The sequence below is a fragment of the Pantoea sp. EEL5 genome, from assembly GCF_049892805.1.
Lineage (GTDB): Bacteria > Pseudomonadota > Gammaproteobacteria > Enterobacterales > Enterobacteriaceae > Pantoea > Pantoea ananatis.
On sequence record NZ_JBNDNJ010000010.1, the window covers coordinates 85,660 to 103,199 of the forward strand.

Here is a 17,540-nt window from a genome sequence, read left to right on the forward strand (position 1 = left end):
TATTAATAATGAGGTTTTTAACATGGGTTGGAAAATTCTGTTACCACAAGAGTTGAAACAAGATGGCCGTCATCTGCTTGAAAGTCAAGGGCATACGTTAATTGATGGTCGAGGCTTTGAAACAGAGGATGTAATTGCAGATATGAAGTTACATCGGCCTGATGCGATTATTGTTCGTGTGACAAAAATGTCTCGTGAAGTATTTGAGGCGGCAGCGCCAAATTTAAAGGTTCTTGTCCGACATGGCGCTGGATTTGATGCTGTGGATCTAGATGCTGCTAGCGACTTTGGGGTCAAATGTTTGTATGCGCCAGTAGCTAATAGTACATCAGTTGCCGAAACAGCGTTGATGCTAATGCTATACATGAGCCGTAATGTGACCACTCTTCGTACAATGTTGCCAATAGATTACTATGCGGCAAAATTAAAAACTCATATGACAACATTAAACGGAAAAACAGTAGGGATCATTGGATGTGGGAATATTGGAAGCCGCACAGCCAAACGGTGCCTTGCTATGGAAATGAACGTTCTGTGCTATGATCCATATAAGCCTGCTAAAGATTTCCCTGATGGTGTCGAGGTTGTAAGAGATCTCGACAGAATTTTTATAGAAAGTGACTATATATCACTTCATGCACCGAATACATCTGTGACTCATAAGATGATCAACAAAGAAAAGTTAGCCATGATGAAATCGAGCGCTTTTCTGATCAATACAGCTCGAGGTGGATTGGTAAATGAAAATGATCTCTTAGAAGCATGTAAAAATGGCGTGATCGCTGGAGCTGGACTGGATGTAATTGCTCATGAGCCAATGCTGCCGAATAACCCATTGTATAAACTGAATAATATTTTAATCACTCCTCATATTGGTGGAAATACTGTTGAAGCTGCAATTCGTGCTTCTTACATGGCTGCTATGGGCGTTGCCGAGATGTATGAGGGTAAGGTTCCAACATGGCCAATACCATTAATTGATTATAATAACGCTGTGACTTACATAGATACAAAAGAAAGTAATAAAACTCCTGTTGGAATGTTTGATTATTAATTGTATTTATATCTGATGTGATCGACCACAGTGCATTATCAGTGGTCGATTTATATACTTCAGAGATTATGCCTTAATTAAGGTAAACAGCGCTATTTTAGAAATGGAAAATAGTTGTAACACCTATTTCTATAAGTTATTATTGAATCATATGTTCGTGAGTTGGTTAATTCAACGAATCTAATTTTCTTATTATTATACAATCGCTGTCTATTTTTATCAAAAAAATAACAATTCATTGCATATCTTAACGATTTAACATGCAGTGATTACGATAAACAAGCGAGTAATTATTGGTGGTTATTATATAGTTATATTGAGGTTGTTATGAATTTCATTAGTTTGAGCTATTTTGTCGAGTTGGCAAAAAATTTAAACTTTACCAAAACTGCCCAAAAACTCTCCACCTCACAGCAAAATCTCAGCATACATATTAAAAAATTAGAAGATTATTACGGCACAGATCTATTTCATAGAAAACCGCAGCTTAAATTAACTCAGGCGGGAATAGTGCTTTATGACTCTTCAATAAAAATACTCATGGAAAGTAATAATGTATCATCTCGAATAAATGATATAAAACAGAATAATATAGGTACATTAAATATTGGCGTAACTCCGTATAGAGGTAGTTATTGGCTCCCCATGCTTTTACCGGGATTTTTTATAAAATGGCCTAATGTTACAATAAATATTACAACTGAAACCTCAGCCAGAATGGAGCAAATGGTTATCTCCGGAGAGCTTGACTTTTTTGTAGGCATAAAAAAAGAAAGTGATTCATTATTAGAGGCAATTCCATTGATGAACGACAGGCTATATCTGGCAGTCACCAGAAAACTGCTTGTTGAATATTTTGGAAGGGATGCAGACAATGTTATTTTAGAATGTAAAAATGGTACTACGCTTGATAAATTCAAAAATTTCCCATTTATTTTACTTAAATCAAACTATCGTCTTCATGAAATTGTAAATGTATGCTTTCAAGAGGCTGGGTTTAAACCAAGAAAAATATTAGAGGTTGATTCTATAGAACTTATGCTTTCTTTATTTGATTATGATCTTGGCGTTTTTTTTCTGACTGAAATAAGAGTGCCAACCTTACAAGAGAGATATCCAGATAATGTTTTTTTACCTGTCCTTTTACGAGATGGTTATGTTTTTAGCCCATTGAATATCATCTATCATAAAAAAAGTTTTTTATCAAAGTATGCACATGACTTTATCTCCCGGACAACAGCATTGTTTGGGGCTTCCCAATCTATTTCACAATAAATCGTTGGCCTGCTTTCTGATTGAGCAATACTCATAATTTCAGGAATACCTTTGCCATAGTTATCGGTCCCCCCTCAGTATCCCCAAATATAACTTGATGCAGATTGAAGTTGATTGACTTCAGGACACAAAAAAGCTTGCTTGATCTTGACCCGCTATCTCTGGACAGTTTTGTATATTTAGTTATCCATGTCCACTGCCGCTGGATTTGATGAGTAGCTTAAGGCCATTGCCATCATTGAGCACTTAGTCCGCTTCCCTGGGTTTGGCAGATTCGATTTCCTTAACGGAGAGAGGTTTGGCTTGTCTTGCCATTGCCTGGTTTCCATAGTTTTAGGCACTTCACAAACAATAAAGCGTTATGAGATGCCTAAAAGGTTCGGATTTAATTAGTTTTCTTCAGACTGACCCAAGACAAATTGCAGGTACAAAAAAGCCTGCAGGGCTTGCGCCGTGCGGGCTCTTAGGACTTCATCGGATGACGCTTGTAATCTTCGATGGGGTGGAGGAATCTGAATGAACAATCTATCTCTATGAAATTAAATATAAATATTACATTAAAAAATAATTGGTATACCTAAACGTATACCAATTGCTGTTGTTAAATGGTTTTTTTATGTCGGCGAGGGTGATGGCTTTGCATCTATAGTCAGATACGCTTTTAAACCTGAAGAGCGTTTTACGCCACGCGGATCGGAAAAGAATGGAACACGGAGCTTTGGGATGTCGTTCACTGTGATTGTCCAGACAGACCCGCCAATGAAATTGAATTCAATGGTTTTGTGATTGACAGACAGTGCCTCGAAAGAGCCTGACGAATACTCGTTGCCAACCTGCAAACTTTCAACAATCCCCTGACTCAGGCTGATGAGAGTAACAGTAAGAAACTCCTCAAAGATCACATCATCCGTTGTGAAAAGAATATACCTGTCATCGTCGACCTTAACTGAGGCGTCGAGTACCTGTCCTTTTATAGTGATACCCGTCGATTTGTTATCGATCACTACTTCAGAAACGGCCTGCTGAAAATCAGTCGCTTTACTTTTCTCAACAAGCTTTACCGAGAGAGTTTGTTCCATGACTATCCCCAAAAACGTCCCATTTCAAAGGCGGCAAGTGCACCACCAACAAATCAACCAATCAAAACACAAACGGGTGCGCCGGGGCCACATACCAAACCTGCTAGAGCCCCTCCCGCTGAACCACCTGCTATGCCTGCACCGTTAATCGCTATTTGTTTACCGGTTTCAGCAACCTTGTTTTCAGCGGTATAACTTTCATATGCAGAGATGGCCAAAGAGAGGACGATAAGCCCTTTTCCTGCTCGTGAGAGCTGCAACATCTTCAGGTTAACGCTGGGATTAGATTTACCCGCAGATTCCACAATGCTGGCATACACCTGATCTTTTTGCACTTCAGAAAGACTGGCAAAGTTTGTTTTAGGCCCAAAAAGTGAGGTCGCTTTCTTTGCGACTAGCTCATTAAGCGTCTTACCCGATGACTTCATCCTTTCCGCCATTGAACGTCCAAGTGGCGTACTGCGAGTCCAGATCATTTCCATGATGAGATTTCGCGTTTCCTGAGCTTCTTTCGCAGCCTGTTCCCATGTCAGCAATCCAGCATTAACTCGGGATCGTAAATCGTCAGCCATCTCTTTGATACGCCTCGAATACTCAAGGCGCAAGCGGGGAGCTATGGATAGTCGAGCGGCAGCAGAAACATCTCCCTGCAACTCATTAATCGCTGCGTCAAATTGTTCACGATTTTTAGTGTCCAGTGCATTCAAAAAAGGTGTTCATTTATTGCTCCTTTTTAGGCGTTCAGAATTTATCAAAACAGTTGCGCGGCCAGAAAGCGAGATTCTACGAAAAAAGATTTTATAAATAATCCTTCACACTGTTCACCTTTTTATATTGTCTATTTATTTCATATGCTTAACGGGTGATGGATGGGTGGAGGGTGACGCATATCCTTCACCACGGGTGAATGATGGACTTAATAAAGCCGGCTTTCGCCGGTTCAGGTTGTCATGCTGGATTCGAATCGTCGCACTTCGACAGACAGTCGGCGCTGCTTACGGCCTTCAGCTCTAGGTTGGTCTGCATCCCGAACTATAATCGACGCATCAGAAAATAGCTCTTATTATGCTTACAGCAAAATGCGAGCACGTCGTAAATCAATGGGGTTGATTTCAGTCCGCTATGAGCGATCTGCGGACATTCCTTATAATATTTTATGTCTGTGTTCGGGGGCTATGTCACAGTCTGTCATGTACCTTTTAACTGACCATGTATGCCTTTAACTAAAATGTCATAAAGTATATGAATAATGGACTGCCGAATGAATGAGGAAAAGAGATGTTTGATAAAGGACCGGTGAGTAAGCTAGGGCTGGGCACATTGAAATTCGGCCGTAATTTTAAGGTAAAATATCCAGGTGGTGAAGGCGCTGCATTACCCACACCTGAAGAGATTGATGCATTGCTGATCAAGGCACACCAACTAGGTATTAATATACTCGATACTGCACCAAGCTATGGGCTGTCAGAACAACGAATAGGCGAAGCCATGCAGAGGACAGGATTGGCTCGTCAGTTTTATCTATCTTCCAAAGTTGGTGAGTTCCAAAATGGAAATTCACTTTTCTATTCATCTGATACAACGTTAATAAGAAAAAGCCTGGAAGAAAGTCTCATTAAGTTGAAAGCCAGCCAACTTGATTATCTTTTTCTTCATCATGATAATTTAATCAATGAAACAGTTATTCAATGTCTTTTGGATATGAAGGCAGAAAAGATAGTAAGTAAAATAGGAGTGTCACTCACTCAAGAGATAAATTTACCTGAAAAAATACGTTATTTTGATGCTGTATTCGTCCCATACAATATCAACTTCCAAAATTTCTCTGCTTACATGAGTATTGAGCGTACTGCGCATCTTGACGTTTTCGTTAAAAGGCCGCTCGGTTCAGGTCTCATAAAAAGCCAAGAAGAGATCAGGCTGGCATTACAACACCTTGCACGTCAGGATGCGATAACGACGTGCATGGTCTCGACCTCAAGTCTAAATAACCTAGAAAGTAACTGCCGTTTTTTTTGTTCGAAATGAACTTATAAGAAGATAGGCAAGTAGAATCATGGCAGGAGCACATAAACCTTTAATCAATAACTGCATTGAAACATCCTCACCTAAAATAGATAGGGCAACTGATGCGCACATGATTGGCAGCAGCATGAAAATGGCAAACACGCCCATCGCGGCTCGAAAATCATCAGGATGAATGAACCTTACACGGATGATTTTAAACAGCACATCTAACGCATTAATGCTTATACTCATTAGTGCATAGGCGATAACGAGTGATGAAAAGCGTGCGGCAGGAATAAGTAACAAAAGTATGGATATGAAATAAAACACCATTAGCAACTTGAGTGATAAGTTACTTCCTGATTTCTTCAAAATAATGTTCTGAATGGGTAAGGCCAGCATGGTTAGTAAAGAGGCCGAGCAGACGACGAGGCTGTAATTATATTCAGCACTGGCATTGATGCTCTTCAGATACTCTGGAAGCAGCGCCGATATTCCGCTGAACGACACGAGAGACAAAAAGGAAAACACAACATAAGTCCTAAGTGGAGCACTGCTGAGATATTTAAGACCATCGGTAATTGAATTTGTTTTCTTTTTGGACGCAATGACGTATTTGCCGCCAACACAATCTGCAAGTGCGGTGAGTGTGCATAAAGCATAGAGTGTGAATAATATATATACTCCAATGTCGGTCATCCCTTGACCGCTGAATACGAAATAAGAAGAGACGACAGGCATTATAAGTGTACAGGCCTGTTCAGCCTGCTGCATTAGGTTTTGTAGGTGAGGAAACCTCACATCTGATTTTCTGATGGCAGAAGCTGTGTCAATGTAAATCGAAGAAAAGCTGGCTACCAGTGAAATGATGAAACAGAGAGAGAAGAGATAAACAAAGGTGAAATTGATGAAGTGTAGCGAGAGCAGGCAAATGCAAGAAACCAGAGAACTGACCGCAAAAAGTTTTTTTTCACCAATGGTTGACGTGATCCTCGGGAATACTCCAAAAGCTATCAGTTTAGGTAGCCACTCTAGCATAAAGACCATGGCCGAAGCACTAATGCTTCCGGTCTGTTTATATATGTACAGTAGCAGAAAATGTCGACGCATGTGATTCGACGAACTTAAAAACACTCTGATTGTTAGCGGTGAATAGTAACCGGTGAGCGCCTTATGCATGAAAGGAAACCTTATGATCAAGTTTAACCACAGCTTTCGCCATTAGAGGTGCCAGCACCAGCTTTACAGGCCAGCAAAATATATAATTCTCCTTGCTGTGAATGTTGAAACCTTGGGGTAGCATGCCGTCCTTCACAACACCCTCTGCACGAATAACTTTTTGAATTTGGATCTCGTTAATATATTCGCCATTGCCGAGTCTGATGTGCCGGGAGATTAGGTCTTCTACACGTTTCTGAGTTTCCTCTGCAGATGAAGCCTCCGAAACATTGCCGCCTACGCTCCACGTTCTGACTCCTGTGACATCTGTCTTTGTCGTTATTGTCGCAACAATTCCTTTTCGAGAAACGATGTGGCCGTTCAGCAACGGCAACCTTCCTGTAATGGTTACAGTATGGAGAGGGCGGAGTTGTAAAGATTTTTTATTCTCTAAGTCATCCCAATAATTACCGTTTCCTTTCCCACAGCAAAATACATAACGATTAGCGGTGAAACATATCGGTTTATTTCCATTGTCAGCAATCAGATGGCTAACAGCATTTGACTCATTTTTTATGAGCACTGGTGCGGAGTTTAAATTAAAATACCTTCCCGTGAACAGAGCTTTTAGCTTGTTTATCAAGGAAACAGCGTCAATTATCTTTTCTTTAAAGTGGTATTCTTTCCCGCAGAAATCTACGAAGGGTGTATGTGAATTTGACTTTTGTATCAACGAGTTGAATATATTTTTGGCGCCTTTGATAGCCAGCAGAGCGGCATAATCCTGCGGCCATAGAGCACAAAGTTGGCTCAACACATTTACCCCTGAAAGGTCAAGTGTTCCCTGGCCTGAAAGGTAACTCTCCCACAAATCCGATGCCGTCCTAAAATCGTATCTTCCGTCGCCACGATTTTTATAGAGCTCATATTTTGTACCGCTGTGGATAATCCCCTGTGAATAATGAGTCTGGGTATTATTGTCATCGTAGTTCATTAGAATCACATCTAAACCACGATTCTGGTATTCAAGAGCAGTGAACAATCCTGCAGCACCTGCGCCTAAAATGATTACTTCAGCATTAATTTCCATTTTAACCTCCCTTTAAAATTCGACAATCCTTAATGTCTTTCATGACAATTTAATGATGCTTAGGTTAATATGATGTTGTTCATCTAAAGTTTATCTTAAGGTGTATGTCTGGACTGTGATCTCCTTAGATAACTGGTATTGTGATTAATAATGCGGACAGGGGACGCGTATTCTAGAAAGTATCGCGCTGTTTTAAGACTATTCGGGATGACAAGAACCGCATTCCGGGGCCTGAATTCACCTGCCATATATTGGAAAAAGGAGCCTTTGACATGGAATGAAACTGCGGCTTATCCAGCCAGGTAAGCCTACTCGGAACTGATTTATTGAGCGTTTTAATGGAAGGTTTAGATATAAGTGTCTGAACGGAAAATGGTACAGTGATATTGTTCTTTCCAAAAAAACGATTAATGAGTAGTAGCAGGGTTACAACGAATGCTGTTTTTATTCTGAAATGGGCTGAATGACGCCCTTCAGATTTGCCGCAAAATATGCCGGTTGCCAGAATGAAGCCGGTAATTCTTGATTACAAATGTAGCGGGTCAGTAAGTTATCCTCAGCTTTAAGCATATTAATAGCAAGCTAACAATTTTTTCCATTGTAAGTGTTGCTCATGATGAATAACAACGTTTTCAACGTGTTTTAAAAGCACGAATTTATGATTATAGCTTTAGGTGGGTTATAAAAAACAATTAAAATCATAAGGTTGCAGACTGATTTTTTAAAAAATCGCTCTAAGCGTGCAGGCTGTCATACACAAAAGTTGGGTACATACTTTGCAATTCACTAATATTTACATATTTTTACTTTCAAGAATATTCTGATATATGCAATATTCGAAATGCACTTTTTGACAAGATTATTCTAGAGGGATTTTATGTCTAATATCAGAGAGTTAAACTTAAGTGAAATTGCACTGGTAAGTGGTGGTAATGCGAACAGTGGTTATGAAGGTCCTCACGCCCGAAGTAATCCAAAGACAGGTCCGCAAAACACCTTATCCCGAAATGCCCCTACTCACATATACAGTGACCCAAGTACTGTAGCGTGTGCAAACTCAGCATTTGGTGCACTGGCCAGCCTCCCTAATATAGGAAGGGCCTCAGCCAAAATGGTTGGAGCGGCGACGCAATGTCTGAATACAAATAGTTCCGGACGCGGTCAGTCAGCAGGTTCAGCACATTGCTCTGGCAACTCCGCATCAGGCACATGTAATCGTTAAGAAAACGGGTGTTAACTACTAACTGATAACATTATTTCGTGTAAAAATTTCCTATATGAATACTGATATTGAATTATTAGATAACACCCATTCCCAAGGGATTGTTAAAACAGTCTTTTCTCCTTCTGCAAAGACTGCTATTTTATATATCATCATTTTCATTATTACTCTAACTGTTTTGAACAGAACGCCCGATGTAGTTGCTAAGTATGTTAGTCCTGTTAAAGCATATTTTTCATCCTACATTCTTGGGCTTGTTATTACAATTTTGACATATTTCACTCTATTTTTTAAATGTGAAAAGATAAAGTCACTTAGTAAATTCATCCCTCTCACGCTATCTCTTTTATTTGTTCAGTCTTTAAGTCCTCCTTCATCAGGCGCTGATTTGACATTGTCATCATTGTTGAATCAGGAAAACATAATTTATTTTTTCATTATGATTTTTATTGGCCCATTTGTTGAGGAAGTTGCTTTCAGAGGGTGCTTGTTCGGTTCATTATGCTGCCTCTGTAAGTCCTTCAGTGGCGGAATAATAGTTGCATTGTTGATGACCTCTCTGATATTCAGTGTCATGCACGCTCAATATGATTCCATATCTGCGTATATTACTGAATTCGTTTTTTCTGTTATCCTTACTGCGATAAGAATTAATACGAAATCTCTTATATTTCCCGTTTTAGCACACGCTGCCCTAAATGCTTTTGCTGTCTTATCTTTGATTATTTCGGTGACCTTATAAGGTGAATACATGAAAACAAAAAACGTTATTTTTTTGTTGATTTCTCTTTATGCCATGTATGTCGTGGTTGCCTGGCCGAATGATTTATTACCAATAAGGGAACATCTCCACATTTTTTTGACAGGATCGTTCTTCTTTATCGGAGTGTTTTTTTCTTTAGATAAAGTCTGGAAAGGAGTTATTTGGTTATTTACTGACGGTAAATATAAAAGCAAGTAGCAAGAATTCTAAGCGAAGAAGAAAATGGACTTATTCAGAAAAGAAGCGCTTGATAGACAGAATGACTCAGCATATGGTGATATCGTTATCCCGGCATCATTAGGTATATCCTTCAGTGCAGGTGCAACTCTTCTACTGGTTACTCTGATTATATCTTTACTTTATTTTGGCCATTATACGCGTAAAGCACATCTTTCAGGCATAGTGATGCCCTCAACTGGACTTATAAAAATAACTCCTCATTATGCTGGATATGTTACTGGACTGATGGTTTCAGAAGGCCAGCATGTCTCTGCTGGCACCCCCCTGTACCATATAAGTGGCGAACGCTACGATGGGCAGGGAGCGGGTACTCTCGCAGCCATCAGTACGTCACTTAAAACACAATACTCGATGCTTGTTTCTCAGCAAATAATGGAACAACACGATAATCAGCAACAACAGAACTCATCCCGGCAGCGGATTGCCTCCCTGAAACCGCAGATAAAAAGCGCTGAAGACCACTTTAATTTGGCAGAATATAAAGCGCGACTTGCTGAATCAGTAATGCAGCGTTATAAAAAACTCGTATCTACTCATTATGTTTCAGATATCGAATATCAGCAGAAGCAGATGGAGGTATCCGCTGCTCAGGAAAATGTTGAAAGTCAGCGCATGCAACTGCTGCAGTTACACACTACGCTGGAGTCAGCTGAGGAGGATTTGAATCATCTCATTGCTCAGGGAGAAAGCCGACAATCAGAAATCAGGCGACAGCTTCAGAGTATTAAGCAGCAGCAGGCAGAACTTGCAGCGCAGGAAAGTTTCACTCTCACTTCACCTGTATCAGGGACAGTAGCAGCGGTGCTGATAAAGCAGGGTCAATCCGCCAGGGCATCAGAAGCTGTTATGACTCTGGTTCCTGATGATGCTCAACTACAGATTGAGCTTTATGCAACCAGCCAAAATAGCGGATTTATTAGGCCAGGGCAGCGCGTATCATTGCGATTTTCTGCCTTCCCATATCAAAAATTTGGAGTTCAGCATGGCGTTATACGAGAAATCAGCAGAACGACGCTGAGCACCTCCGATCTATTGTCCGTGTCACCTGTTACCTGGAAGGAAAATGAAGGTCATTATCGTGTAATTGTATTGCCCCAACACGATTACATAATGGCTTATGGACGAAGCGAACCTCTGCGTCCTGGCATGACCCTTGAGGCTGACGTAAACCTCGATACACGTTATTTGTGGGAGTGGATGACTGAACCACTCTGGAGTATTAAAGGGAAAATGTAATGAGTATGCTTCAATGGACTGGGAAAAAACATCTACCTGTTATAAGACAAACGGAATCCGCTGAATGTGGATTAGCCTGCCTTGCGATGCTGGCTTGCTGGTATGGTATGCAGACTGATTTATCTAAGCTACGCGAACGTTTCAGTATCAGCATTAAGGGGATGACTCTTCAGAGGCTTATGGAATGCGCTTCAGCAATCCACCTTTCTTCACGTGCAGTAAGACTCGAGCCAGAAGATCTTAAGTCACTCACATTACCATGTATCCTTCACTGGGACATGAATCACTTTGTAGTACTAAACAATCTTCGAGGGAATAAACTTGTAATTCACGATCCAGACAAAGGAAAACGCACGATTTCTGTCCCTGAAGCGGGAAAACATTTTACAGGGATTGCACTGGAAATATCTCCAGCAGAAAATTTTTCACCACAGAATGAAAAGAAAAAAATTCATCTTCGTAATTTAACAGGAAAAACGCCCGGCTTATTGCCGGCAATGCTTAAAATTACTGTTTTTGCACTGGCACTTGAGGCACTTGCGCTGGGTGGCCCGCTTCTTAACCAAATGGTCATTGATGAGGTTCTGGTTTCGGCTGATCAGGGCCTGCTCACTGTCGTCATTACAGCTTTACTGTTGCTTTCACTTACCCAGTTACTGCTATCGCTTGCACGTCAATGGGCAAGCATTACATTGTCTGTTAATTTCAATATGCAATGGACGGCACGGGTTTTTCACCACCTGATACGTCTTCCCCTGACATGGTTCGATGCGAGAAGTAAAGGGAGTATCAGTGCCCGCTTCGGTGCTATTGACACCATACAGCAAGCTCTGACTACACAGGTGCTTGAAGGGTTAGTGGATGTGCTTGTTGTAGTAACTTCACTTGGAATGATGCTTCTATACAGTACGGAAATGACATTTATTGCCATTGTGGTATCAGTTTTTTATGCTCTGCTCAGGGCGCTGTGGTACCCATACCTGAAACAGTCTGCAGAAGAAACATGGGATGCCAGCACACGCGAGTCCAGCCATTTCCTTGAAACCCTTAATGGTATTTTGAGCCTGAAAATCAACGGGGTTATTGAGCAGCGCGAAGCTGCATGGCTAAATCTCAACGTCACACGCCGTAATACTCAACTAAAACAAAGTAGACAGGGAATGTATTATGATATAGCACATTCCCTGGCGACGAGTCTGGTGGCGGCGATTGTTCTGTGGAAAGGCGCTGAAGAAGTGCTGAACGGAAAATTTACTGTTGGCATGTTAATAGCCTATCTGTCTTTCCAGGGGAGTTTTTCTTCCAGTATAAGTAATCTGACTGATAAGTTCTTTTCATGGCGTATGCTGGGCGTTTATAACGAACGTCTGGCTGACATCGTCATGAGCCCTGCGGAAGGGCATGTGCAGAATCCCCAGGAAGACAGCACTCAGGAGTACAGAGTAACTGCAGGAAAATTTGATCGGTTTGAAGACTCCTCATTTTTATCACTGGAAGGCGTTTTTTACAGCTACAGAGGTAGCAATACTCCAATAGTTTCTGACCTTTCTCTCACCCTTAATCCAGGAGAAGTAGTGGCCATAACGGGTAAATCAGGCTGTGGCAAATCAACACTGGTTAAACTTATAATGGGCATAGATACACCAGACAGCGGTGTGATAAGGGCTTTCGGTATACCTCACTATCATCCCGATTACTTTCAGGTACGTCAGCGTATTGGAACTGTGCTGCAGGATGACACCCTTTTTAAAGGCACAATATCGGATAACATTATCTTTTACAGTGAAGAGCGCGATCAGGAACGCATGAAGCATTGCGCAAAGCTTGCACTCATCGACAGTGAAATCATGGCTATGCCTATGGGTTATCAAACATTGATTGGTGAGAATGGAGGCGGTCTTTCTGGAGGGCAAAAGCAACGAATTCTTCTGGCACGGGCTTTATACAAGAAACCTGGATTTTTATTGTTAGATGAAGCGACAAGTCATTTGGATGTGGAAAGCGAAATTGTTATCAGCCAAATGCTGCGAGATAGTGGTATTCCTGTATTGCTTATTGCTCACAGGCCAGAAACACTTGCTTCTGCAGATCGCATTCTGAAGATGGAAAAAGGAGCTTTTTTTTCAGCCCACCAATTGACTTGAGCTAGGCTAAAAAATGTAATGTTCGTTTTTTTCTTGAGGACACATTTCGGGTGGGTATACATAACTACTTTGAGCTTTGGCTCAGAAAAAAAGGTTAAAGTAATGGACAGATTAACACCGACTACCGGAGAACTGAGATATGTATGAAGACAAGAATAAAGCTATCAGAGAAGCTGACGAAAGAGAAAGAGCCAATAACTGGCTTATCCGTCTAAATTTTAAGGGCATTATGTTGATGCTTGAAGTTTTTGCCATAGGTATAATTTTATATTCTCTGTGGAAAAATTGAATCAATGACTCGCCATTTTCTCTTCATCAACCTTCTGGCAAGCGTGTTCTTCATGACGACCAGTAAGTCGTTATAAGGGCAACCCGGAGTCAATTCACCATACAGAGTTGACGGTAAATTTTTGAAACATAAACCCAAACACTTATATAAAAGTCTAAAAAGACTTCCCTAGAGTTAGAGCATTTAGGCCATGGGAAACAGTAAGCGTACAACTAATGTAAGAATCCTGATAAAACTAACCGTCAATTTTTAGAGCGATTTTAGAACTCAAACTCCCATTTCTGACATAGAGACCGGAATCACGAACGAACCGATGTCCGCTATGAGCGAACAGCGGAAGTTCGCGATTGTCATAACAACCAGGGTCCAGGACTAACATTGGAATCTGATAATCAACCGGGAGCAGATTGTAAATAGACCCGTTTTAGTTCCAGGCATTTTTTGAGATCCCGGCCAAATGATTGTGTTGCCGATATTCCTCCGGCGTCATATTGTTCAGTGATTCATGCGGGCGTTCACAGTTATATTCTGACACCCACCTTTCCGTGATTTCCCGCACTTCATTCAGCGTTCTGAACAGATAAAAATCGAGTATTTCTGTTCGGTACGTCCGGTTAAACCGTTCGATAAAGGCGTTCTGCGTTGGTTTTCCCGGCTTGATAAATTCCAGCATCACTCTATGCTCTTCAGCCCACTGTGCCAGCGTCAGTGAGACCAGTTCTGGTCCGTTTCAGTGGATAACCCCGGTTTGCCACGATTCTGTCCAGCACCCTGACCACCCGCTGTGCCGGGATATTCAGATCGATTTCTATGGCGAGGGCCTCGCGGTTAAAGTCATCAACCACATTAAAGGTCCGGAAGCGTCTGCCGCAGACCAGCGCATCATGCATAAAATCGATGGACCAGCTCTGGTTAAGCGCTTCCGGCGTAGCCAGTCGCGCCGGGTTACGTGCGGGTAAACGCTGTTTTCTCTTGCGACGAAAATTCAGTTTCAGCAGGCAGTAAATCCGGTGAACGCGTTTATGGTTCCAGGTGTTACCCTGCCTGCGCAGCAGCTGGAACAGCTTTTTGAAGCCGTATCGCGGGTAGCGCTCTGCCAGCTCAGTCAGCACCTGGATCACCGGTTCATCACGCCGGGTATCGGGCTGGTAAAAACAGACCGTCCTGCTCAGCGATAACGTCCTGCAGGCCTGGCGAATGCTCATGGTAAATTGCGCAGTCAGGTAACCGACGAGCTCACGCTTTATCGCTGGTTTTAAAGCTTTTTTTCGATAACGTCTTTCAGCGCCCGGTTCTCAAGGCTCAGGTCGGCAAACATCTGTTTGAGGCGACGGTTTTCATCCTCCAGGTCTTTCATCTTTTTTATATCAGAGGCTTCCATACCGCCAAACTTCGCTTTCCAGTTGTAATAGCTGGCTTCAGAGATACCGGCTTCACGGCAGACATCCTAAACGGTACGTCCGGCTTCGACGGACTTCAGAACGGCAATGATCTGGTGTTCGGTGAATCGGGCTTTACGCATGGTGATCTCCTCACAGGACATAATCAGTATGTCGGAAGATCTCTAAAAGTGAATGGTTCGTTTAAGCGGGATACTTACAATCCGGTCGAATGCTGGGCATGTTCTTTTTCTGAGGCTTCTCGAAGGCTTTACCGATATTAATGCCGGGAACAGCATCAATCAGCCCTGTGTGGGCGTAGATCATGACCTCATTAATGCGTTGGCACAGGCGACGAACGGTTTCCAGTGCTCCTCTGGCCTGAACCGGTTGCACGGCCTGAACCAGGGTATGAGCTTTGATATCTGTGACGCTGACGTCACCAATCGCCGGAAAGACATCTCTTTCAAGAGAACGCCAAATATCCTCTGCATAGTCCTCGGTCACACTGGTTTTCTTCACATTCCACCAACGTTCAGCCACGAGTTGGAAAGTATTGGTTTTGGCTTCAAGCGAACTCCGCAGTAATACTTGCTGATGTTCCTGAGGATCGATCTGCTTTGCTAAAAGAGAACGAGACTCTGCCCGATAGCTTCGAGCATCGGCAAGCGTAACTGACGGGTAGGGGCCAATGCGCTTTTTCGCTCGCTTCTTGGTGACAGGGCGAATGTAGCGAAATTGCCAGATTTTACTCCCGTTGGATTTGATCGGTAGCTCAAGGCCATCGCCATCATAGAGCACATAGTCCGCTTCCTTGGGTTTGGCAGATTCGATTTCCTTAACCGAGAGGGGTTTGGCTTGTCTTGCAATTGCCGGGTTTACATAGTTTTAGGCACCTCAAAAGCAATAAAGCTTTATGAGGTGCCTAACAAGGTACCTAAAAGGTTCGGATTTAATTAGTTTTCTTCGGACTTCGCGGGACAAATTACAAACACAAAAAAACCCGCGAGGCTTGCGCCGTGCGGGCTCTTAGGACTTCATCGGATGACTCTGGTAATCACCGATGGAGAATTTTGGTGGAGCTGGCTGAGAGCTACACCAAATACTAACTGACTGATTCTTTGAGCTATGTAGCGGAAATCATTGTCACAGCAGTATGGCACATTTCTAAATTCTTAATCAAGATATAGGCTTAACAACGTGAGTGCAGTGAGGGTGATCTGGAATTTTAGGGGTTTTGTCCCACTTGCCTTCTTCATAAGAAGTGACTAGAAGCTTCAGTAAATAGCTTATGTCGTGAGAACGTCCAGCTAGAGTTTGCGAGCATTGAGATACTGCATCCTCTTGTGAGGATGGGGGTACATAGCACTCGCTCTTACCTTTAGCTATCTGGTCTTCGAGTACAGCTTGATTATAAAAGCGGCTATATTGAGTTCTAATTAGTCGTTCAGCCCAGTTACTAGAGAATACTTGATTGCTATCTGAATAGATTGACGTGTGTCGTGGTAGTTGATGTTCGACTTCTCTTATTGCTTCATCGAGTGAAAGTTGATCATTAGTAAGTCGAGATAAGGTCAGTCTCAACTTCATTAAACGGTCACCACCTTCTGTAACTTTGCCTGAAACTTTGTTGCCGGAAATGAGCGCTAACATACGTTCTTTAATAGCTGGATTACTGCGAAGTGCCTGAGGTATTTCAGAGAATTCAGAAGCATAAACAATCATTCGAAACTCCTTAATAACTGATAATTATAATATTTATCCAGCATGGTTTTAGCCGCGTGGATTTTGGTTGTAATACTCATTCAATCCATCAGTGAAACCTTGATAATAAGCAACTCTTGGGCTTCTATGACGAACTTCAGCTGCTTGGCTCTTTAGGATCGAATTAATTGCAGCGGACTCGTTTGGCGATCGGTTGGTTATGCCAGCACTAAACCCTAGCTCATATGCACAACCTGCACACTTATGGCGAAAAGGATAGCTTTGGTCTTCTGGAAGGGCGCTGAAAAGAGAGTTGTAGCGGTGTGTATCTTGGCAAGTAGCCATAAAGAACCTCACGATTAATAACTAATGCTAATGAGTGCTCGGTTGAGTTTGCTACTTTAGATGATTTGAATAGGGGATTTTTCTGTATTTATAAAAGTTGTGATCATCGTCACTATATTATTTGCTGTTTATTGAATTCAACTTCCAATGTGGAAGCTGAATTCATACTTTAAAAAGGCTACATTATAAGCTAATTATTGTTAATTTCTTGTTTGGCTAATTTTACGAGCCAGTCTGCTATGTCATGCTTTGGGACACCGAGAGCAATAATCTTTTGAATATCATTAGGGCTCAAGGGAGTCATAATCCTAATGCCATGAACCTCAGGGAATGCCCATGCACAGTCATGGCAACTTCTAGTGCAATCCTGACATGCATTTCGTTTTCCTACATTACATACGTGGCAAAGCGTCTGCCAGTTTTCAAGGGTATGACCGCCGCCTCTGACCTGCTCCCCATTGATTAATACACCGCGATGTTAGTAATGTCTTCATAAGCCACATGAGGACATCCCCATGAAGAAGCGATTTTCCGACGAACAGATCATCAGTATTC

General features: G+C 41.9%; 14 protein-coding genes and 4 pseudogenes. 9 read left to right on the plus strand and 9 right to left on the minus strand.

Annotation, left to right across the window (positions count from 1 at the left end):
• Window positions 1-22 precede the first annotated feature (22 nt).
• Complete coding sequence (locus ACPXSQ_RS22485) at window positions 23-1,054, plus strand: hydroxyacid dehydrogenase (protein WP_029570511.1); 1,032 nt, start codon at window positions 23-25, stop codon at window positions 1,052-1,054.
• 327 nt (window positions 1,055-1,381) lie between these two features.
• On the plus strand, window positions 1,382-2,329 hold the full coding sequence (locus tag ACPXSQ_RS22490) for a LysR family transcriptional regulator (protein ID WP_028715533.1): 948 nt from the start codon (window positions 1,382-1,384) through the stop codon (window positions 2,327-2,329).
• A 249-nt stretch (window positions 2,330-2,578) separates the two neighbouring features.
• Here ACPXSQ_RS22490 and ACPXSQ_RS22495 read toward each other — a convergent pair.
• The 3 genes and pseudogenes from ACPXSQ_RS22495 to ACPXSQ_RS22505 form a co-directional block, all read right to left on the minus strand.
• A pseudogene (locus ACPXSQ_RS22495) lies at window positions 2,579-2,644 on the minus strand (integrase arm-type DNA-binding domain-containing protein); the annotation flags it as partial.
• Between the two features lie 299 nt (window positions 2,645-2,943).
• A complete protein-coding gene (locus tag ACPXSQ_RS22500) occupies window positions 2,944-3,408 on the minus strand; it encodes a hypothetical protein (protein ID WP_133345116.1) in 465 nt (154 codons plus the stop codon).
• A gap of 53 nt (window positions 3,409-3,461) precedes the next feature.
• Window positions 3,462-4,115 (minus strand): hypothetical protein, encoded by a 654-nt coding sequence (locus ACPXSQ_RS22505; protein ID WP_426144417.1) that lies wholly within the window; start codon window positions 4,113-4,115, stop codon window positions 3,462-3,464.
• A gap of 571 nt (window positions 4,116-4,686) precedes the next feature.
• Between ACPXSQ_RS22505 and ACPXSQ_RS22510 the strand changes: the two genes are divergently transcribed.
• Window positions 4,687-5,436 carry an aldo/keto reductase gene (locus tag ACPXSQ_RS22510; protein ID WP_426144418.1) on the plus strand — a complete coding sequence of 250 codons (750 nt, stop codon included), beginning with the start codon at window positions 4,687-4,689 and terminating at the stop codon, window positions 5,434-5,436.
• Here ACPXSQ_RS22510 and ACPXSQ_RS22515 read toward each other — a convergent pair.
• The gene (locus tag ACPXSQ_RS22515; RefSeq protein ID WP_426144419.1) at window positions 5,401-6,594 is read right to left on the minus strand and encodes a hypothetical protein; all 1,194 of its coding nucleotides are present in this window, start codon (window positions 6,592-6,594) and stop codon (window positions 5,401-5,403) included. The two genes, ACPXSQ_RS22510 and ACPXSQ_RS22515, sit on opposite strands and share 36 nt — an antisense overlap.
• On the minus strand, window positions 6,587-7,663 hold the full coding sequence (locus ACPXSQ_RS22520) for an FAD-dependent oxidoreductase (RefSeq protein WP_279752595.1): 1,077 nt from the start codon (window positions 7,661-7,663) through the stop codon (window positions 6,587-6,589). The genes ACPXSQ_RS22515 and ACPXSQ_RS22520 overlap by 8 nt, the downstream gene beginning before the upstream one ends.
• A 157-nt stretch (window positions 7,664-7,820) precedes the next feature.
• Between ACPXSQ_RS22520 and ACPXSQ_RS22525 the strand changes: the two are divergent.
• From ACPXSQ_RS22525 to ACPXSQ_RS22550, 6 genes and pseudogenes are all read left to right on the plus strand, one after another.
• Window positions 7,821-8,078 (plus strand): annotated as a pseudogene (locus ACPXSQ_RS22525) (integrase core domain-containing protein); the annotation flags it as partial.
• 862 nt (window positions 8,079-8,940) lie between these two features.
• Window positions 8,941-9,627, plus strand: coding sequence for a CPBP family intramembrane glutamic endopeptidase (locus ACPXSQ_RS22530; RefSeq protein WP_426144420.1), 687 nt, complete (start codon window positions 8,941-8,943; stop codon window positions 9,625-9,627).
• A gap of 9 nt (window positions 9,628-9,636) precedes the next feature.
• Window positions 9,637-9,846, plus strand: a complete 210-nt coding sequence (locus ACPXSQ_RS22535; protein ID WP_279752593.1) for a hypothetical protein — start codon at window positions 9,637-9,639, stop codon at window positions 9,844-9,846.
• Window positions 9,847-9,870: 24 nt separating this feature from the next.
• The gene (locus tag ACPXSQ_RS22540; protein WP_279752592.1) at window positions 9,871-11,124 is read left to right on the plus strand and encodes an HlyD family secretion protein; all 1,254 of its coding nucleotides are present in this window, start codon (window positions 9,871-9,873) and stop codon (window positions 11,122-11,124) included.
• Entirely contained in the window at window positions 11,124-13,268 is a 2,145-nt protein-coding gene (locus ACPXSQ_RS22545; RefSeq protein WP_279752591.1) for a peptidase domain-containing ABC transporter, read from the plus strand. Before ACPXSQ_RS22540 ends, ACPXSQ_RS22545 begins: the two co-directional genes overlap by 1 nt.
• Window positions 13,269-13,407: 139 nt before the next feature.
• On the plus strand, window positions 13,408-13,557 hold the full coding sequence (locus tag ACPXSQ_RS22550) for a hypothetical protein (RefSeq protein ID WP_279752590.1): 150 nt from the start codon (window positions 13,408-13,410) through the stop codon (window positions 13,555-13,557).
• Window positions 13,558-13,981: 424 nt separating this feature from the next.
• On the opposite strand, the pseudogene ACPXSQ_RS22555 reads toward ACPXSQ_RS22550, so the two are convergent.
• The 4 genes and pseudogenes from ACPXSQ_RS22555 to ACPXSQ_RS22570 form a co-directional block, all read right to left on the minus strand.
• Window positions 13,982-15,079, minus strand: a pseudogene (locus tag ACPXSQ_RS22555) (IS3 family transposase).
• 79 nt (window positions 15,080-15,158) lie between these two features.
• A pseudogene (locus ACPXSQ_RS22560) lies at window positions 15,159-15,806 on the minus strand (integrase domain-containing protein); the annotation flags it as partial.
• 309 nt (window positions 15,807-16,115) lie between these two features.
• Complete coding sequence (locus ACPXSQ_RS22565) at window positions 16,116-16,661, minus strand: hypothetical protein (RefSeq protein WP_426144421.1); 546 nt, start codon at window positions 16,659-16,661, stop codon at window positions 16,116-16,118.
• 514 nt (window positions 16,662-17,175) lie between these two features.
• On the minus strand, window positions 17,176-17,448 hold the full coding sequence (locus ACPXSQ_RS22570) for an HNH endonuclease (RefSeq protein ID WP_426144422.1): 273 nt from the start codon (window positions 17,446-17,448) through the stop codon (window positions 17,176-17,178).
• Window positions 17,449-17,540: the final 92 nt, after the last annotated feature.

Bases quoted from the DNA above. Each gene is read 5' to 3' on its own strand.
- ACPXSQ_RS22535 (WP_279752593.1), top strand. From the start codon at position 9,637: ATGAAAACAAAAAACGTTATTTTTTTGTTGATTTCTCTTTATGCCATG.
- ACPXSQ_RS22490 (WP_028715533.1), top strand. From the start codon at position 1,382: ATGAATTTCATTAGTTTGAGCTATTTTGTCGAGTTGGCAAAAAATTTA.
- ACPXSQ_RS22520 (WP_279752595.1), bottom strand. From the start codon at position 7,663: ATGGAAATTAATGCTGAAGTAATCATTTTAGGCGCAGGTGCTGCAGGA.
- ACPXSQ_RS22565 (WP_426144421.1), bottom strand. From the start codon at position 16,661: ATGATTGTTTATGCTTCTGAATTCTCTGAAATACCTCAGGCACTTCGC.
- ACPXSQ_RS22545 (WP_279752591.1), top strand. From the start codon at position 11,124: ATGAGTATGCTTCAATGGACTGGGAAAAAACATCTACCTGTTATAAGA.
- ACPXSQ_RS22550 (WP_279752590.1), top strand. From the start codon at position 13,408: ATGTATGAAGACAAGAATAAAGCTATCAGAGAAGCTGACGAAAGAGAA.
- ACPXSQ_RS22510 (WP_426144418.1), top strand. From the start codon at position 4,687: ATGTTTGATAAAGGACCGGTGAGTAAGCTAGGGCTGGGCACATTGAAA.
- ACPXSQ_RS22540 (WP_279752592.1), top strand. From the start codon at position 9,871: ATGGACTTATTCAGAAAAGAAGCGCTTGATAGACAGAATGACTCAGCA.
- ACPXSQ_RS22515 (WP_426144419.1), bottom strand. From the start codon at position 6,594: ATGCATAAGGCGCTCACCGGTTACTATTCACCGCTAACAATCAGAGTG.
- ACPXSQ_RS22530 (WP_426144420.1), top strand. From the start codon at position 8,941: ATGAATACTGATATTGAATTATTAGATAACACCCATTCCCAAGGGATT.
- ACPXSQ_RS22485 (WP_029570511.1), top strand. From the start codon at position 23: ATGGGTTGGAAAATTCTGTTACCACAAGAGTTGAAACAAGATGGCCGT.
- ACPXSQ_RS22500 (WP_133345116.1), bottom strand. From the start codon at position 3,408: ATGGAACAAACTCTCTCGGTAAAGCTTGTTGAGAAAAGTAAAGCGACT.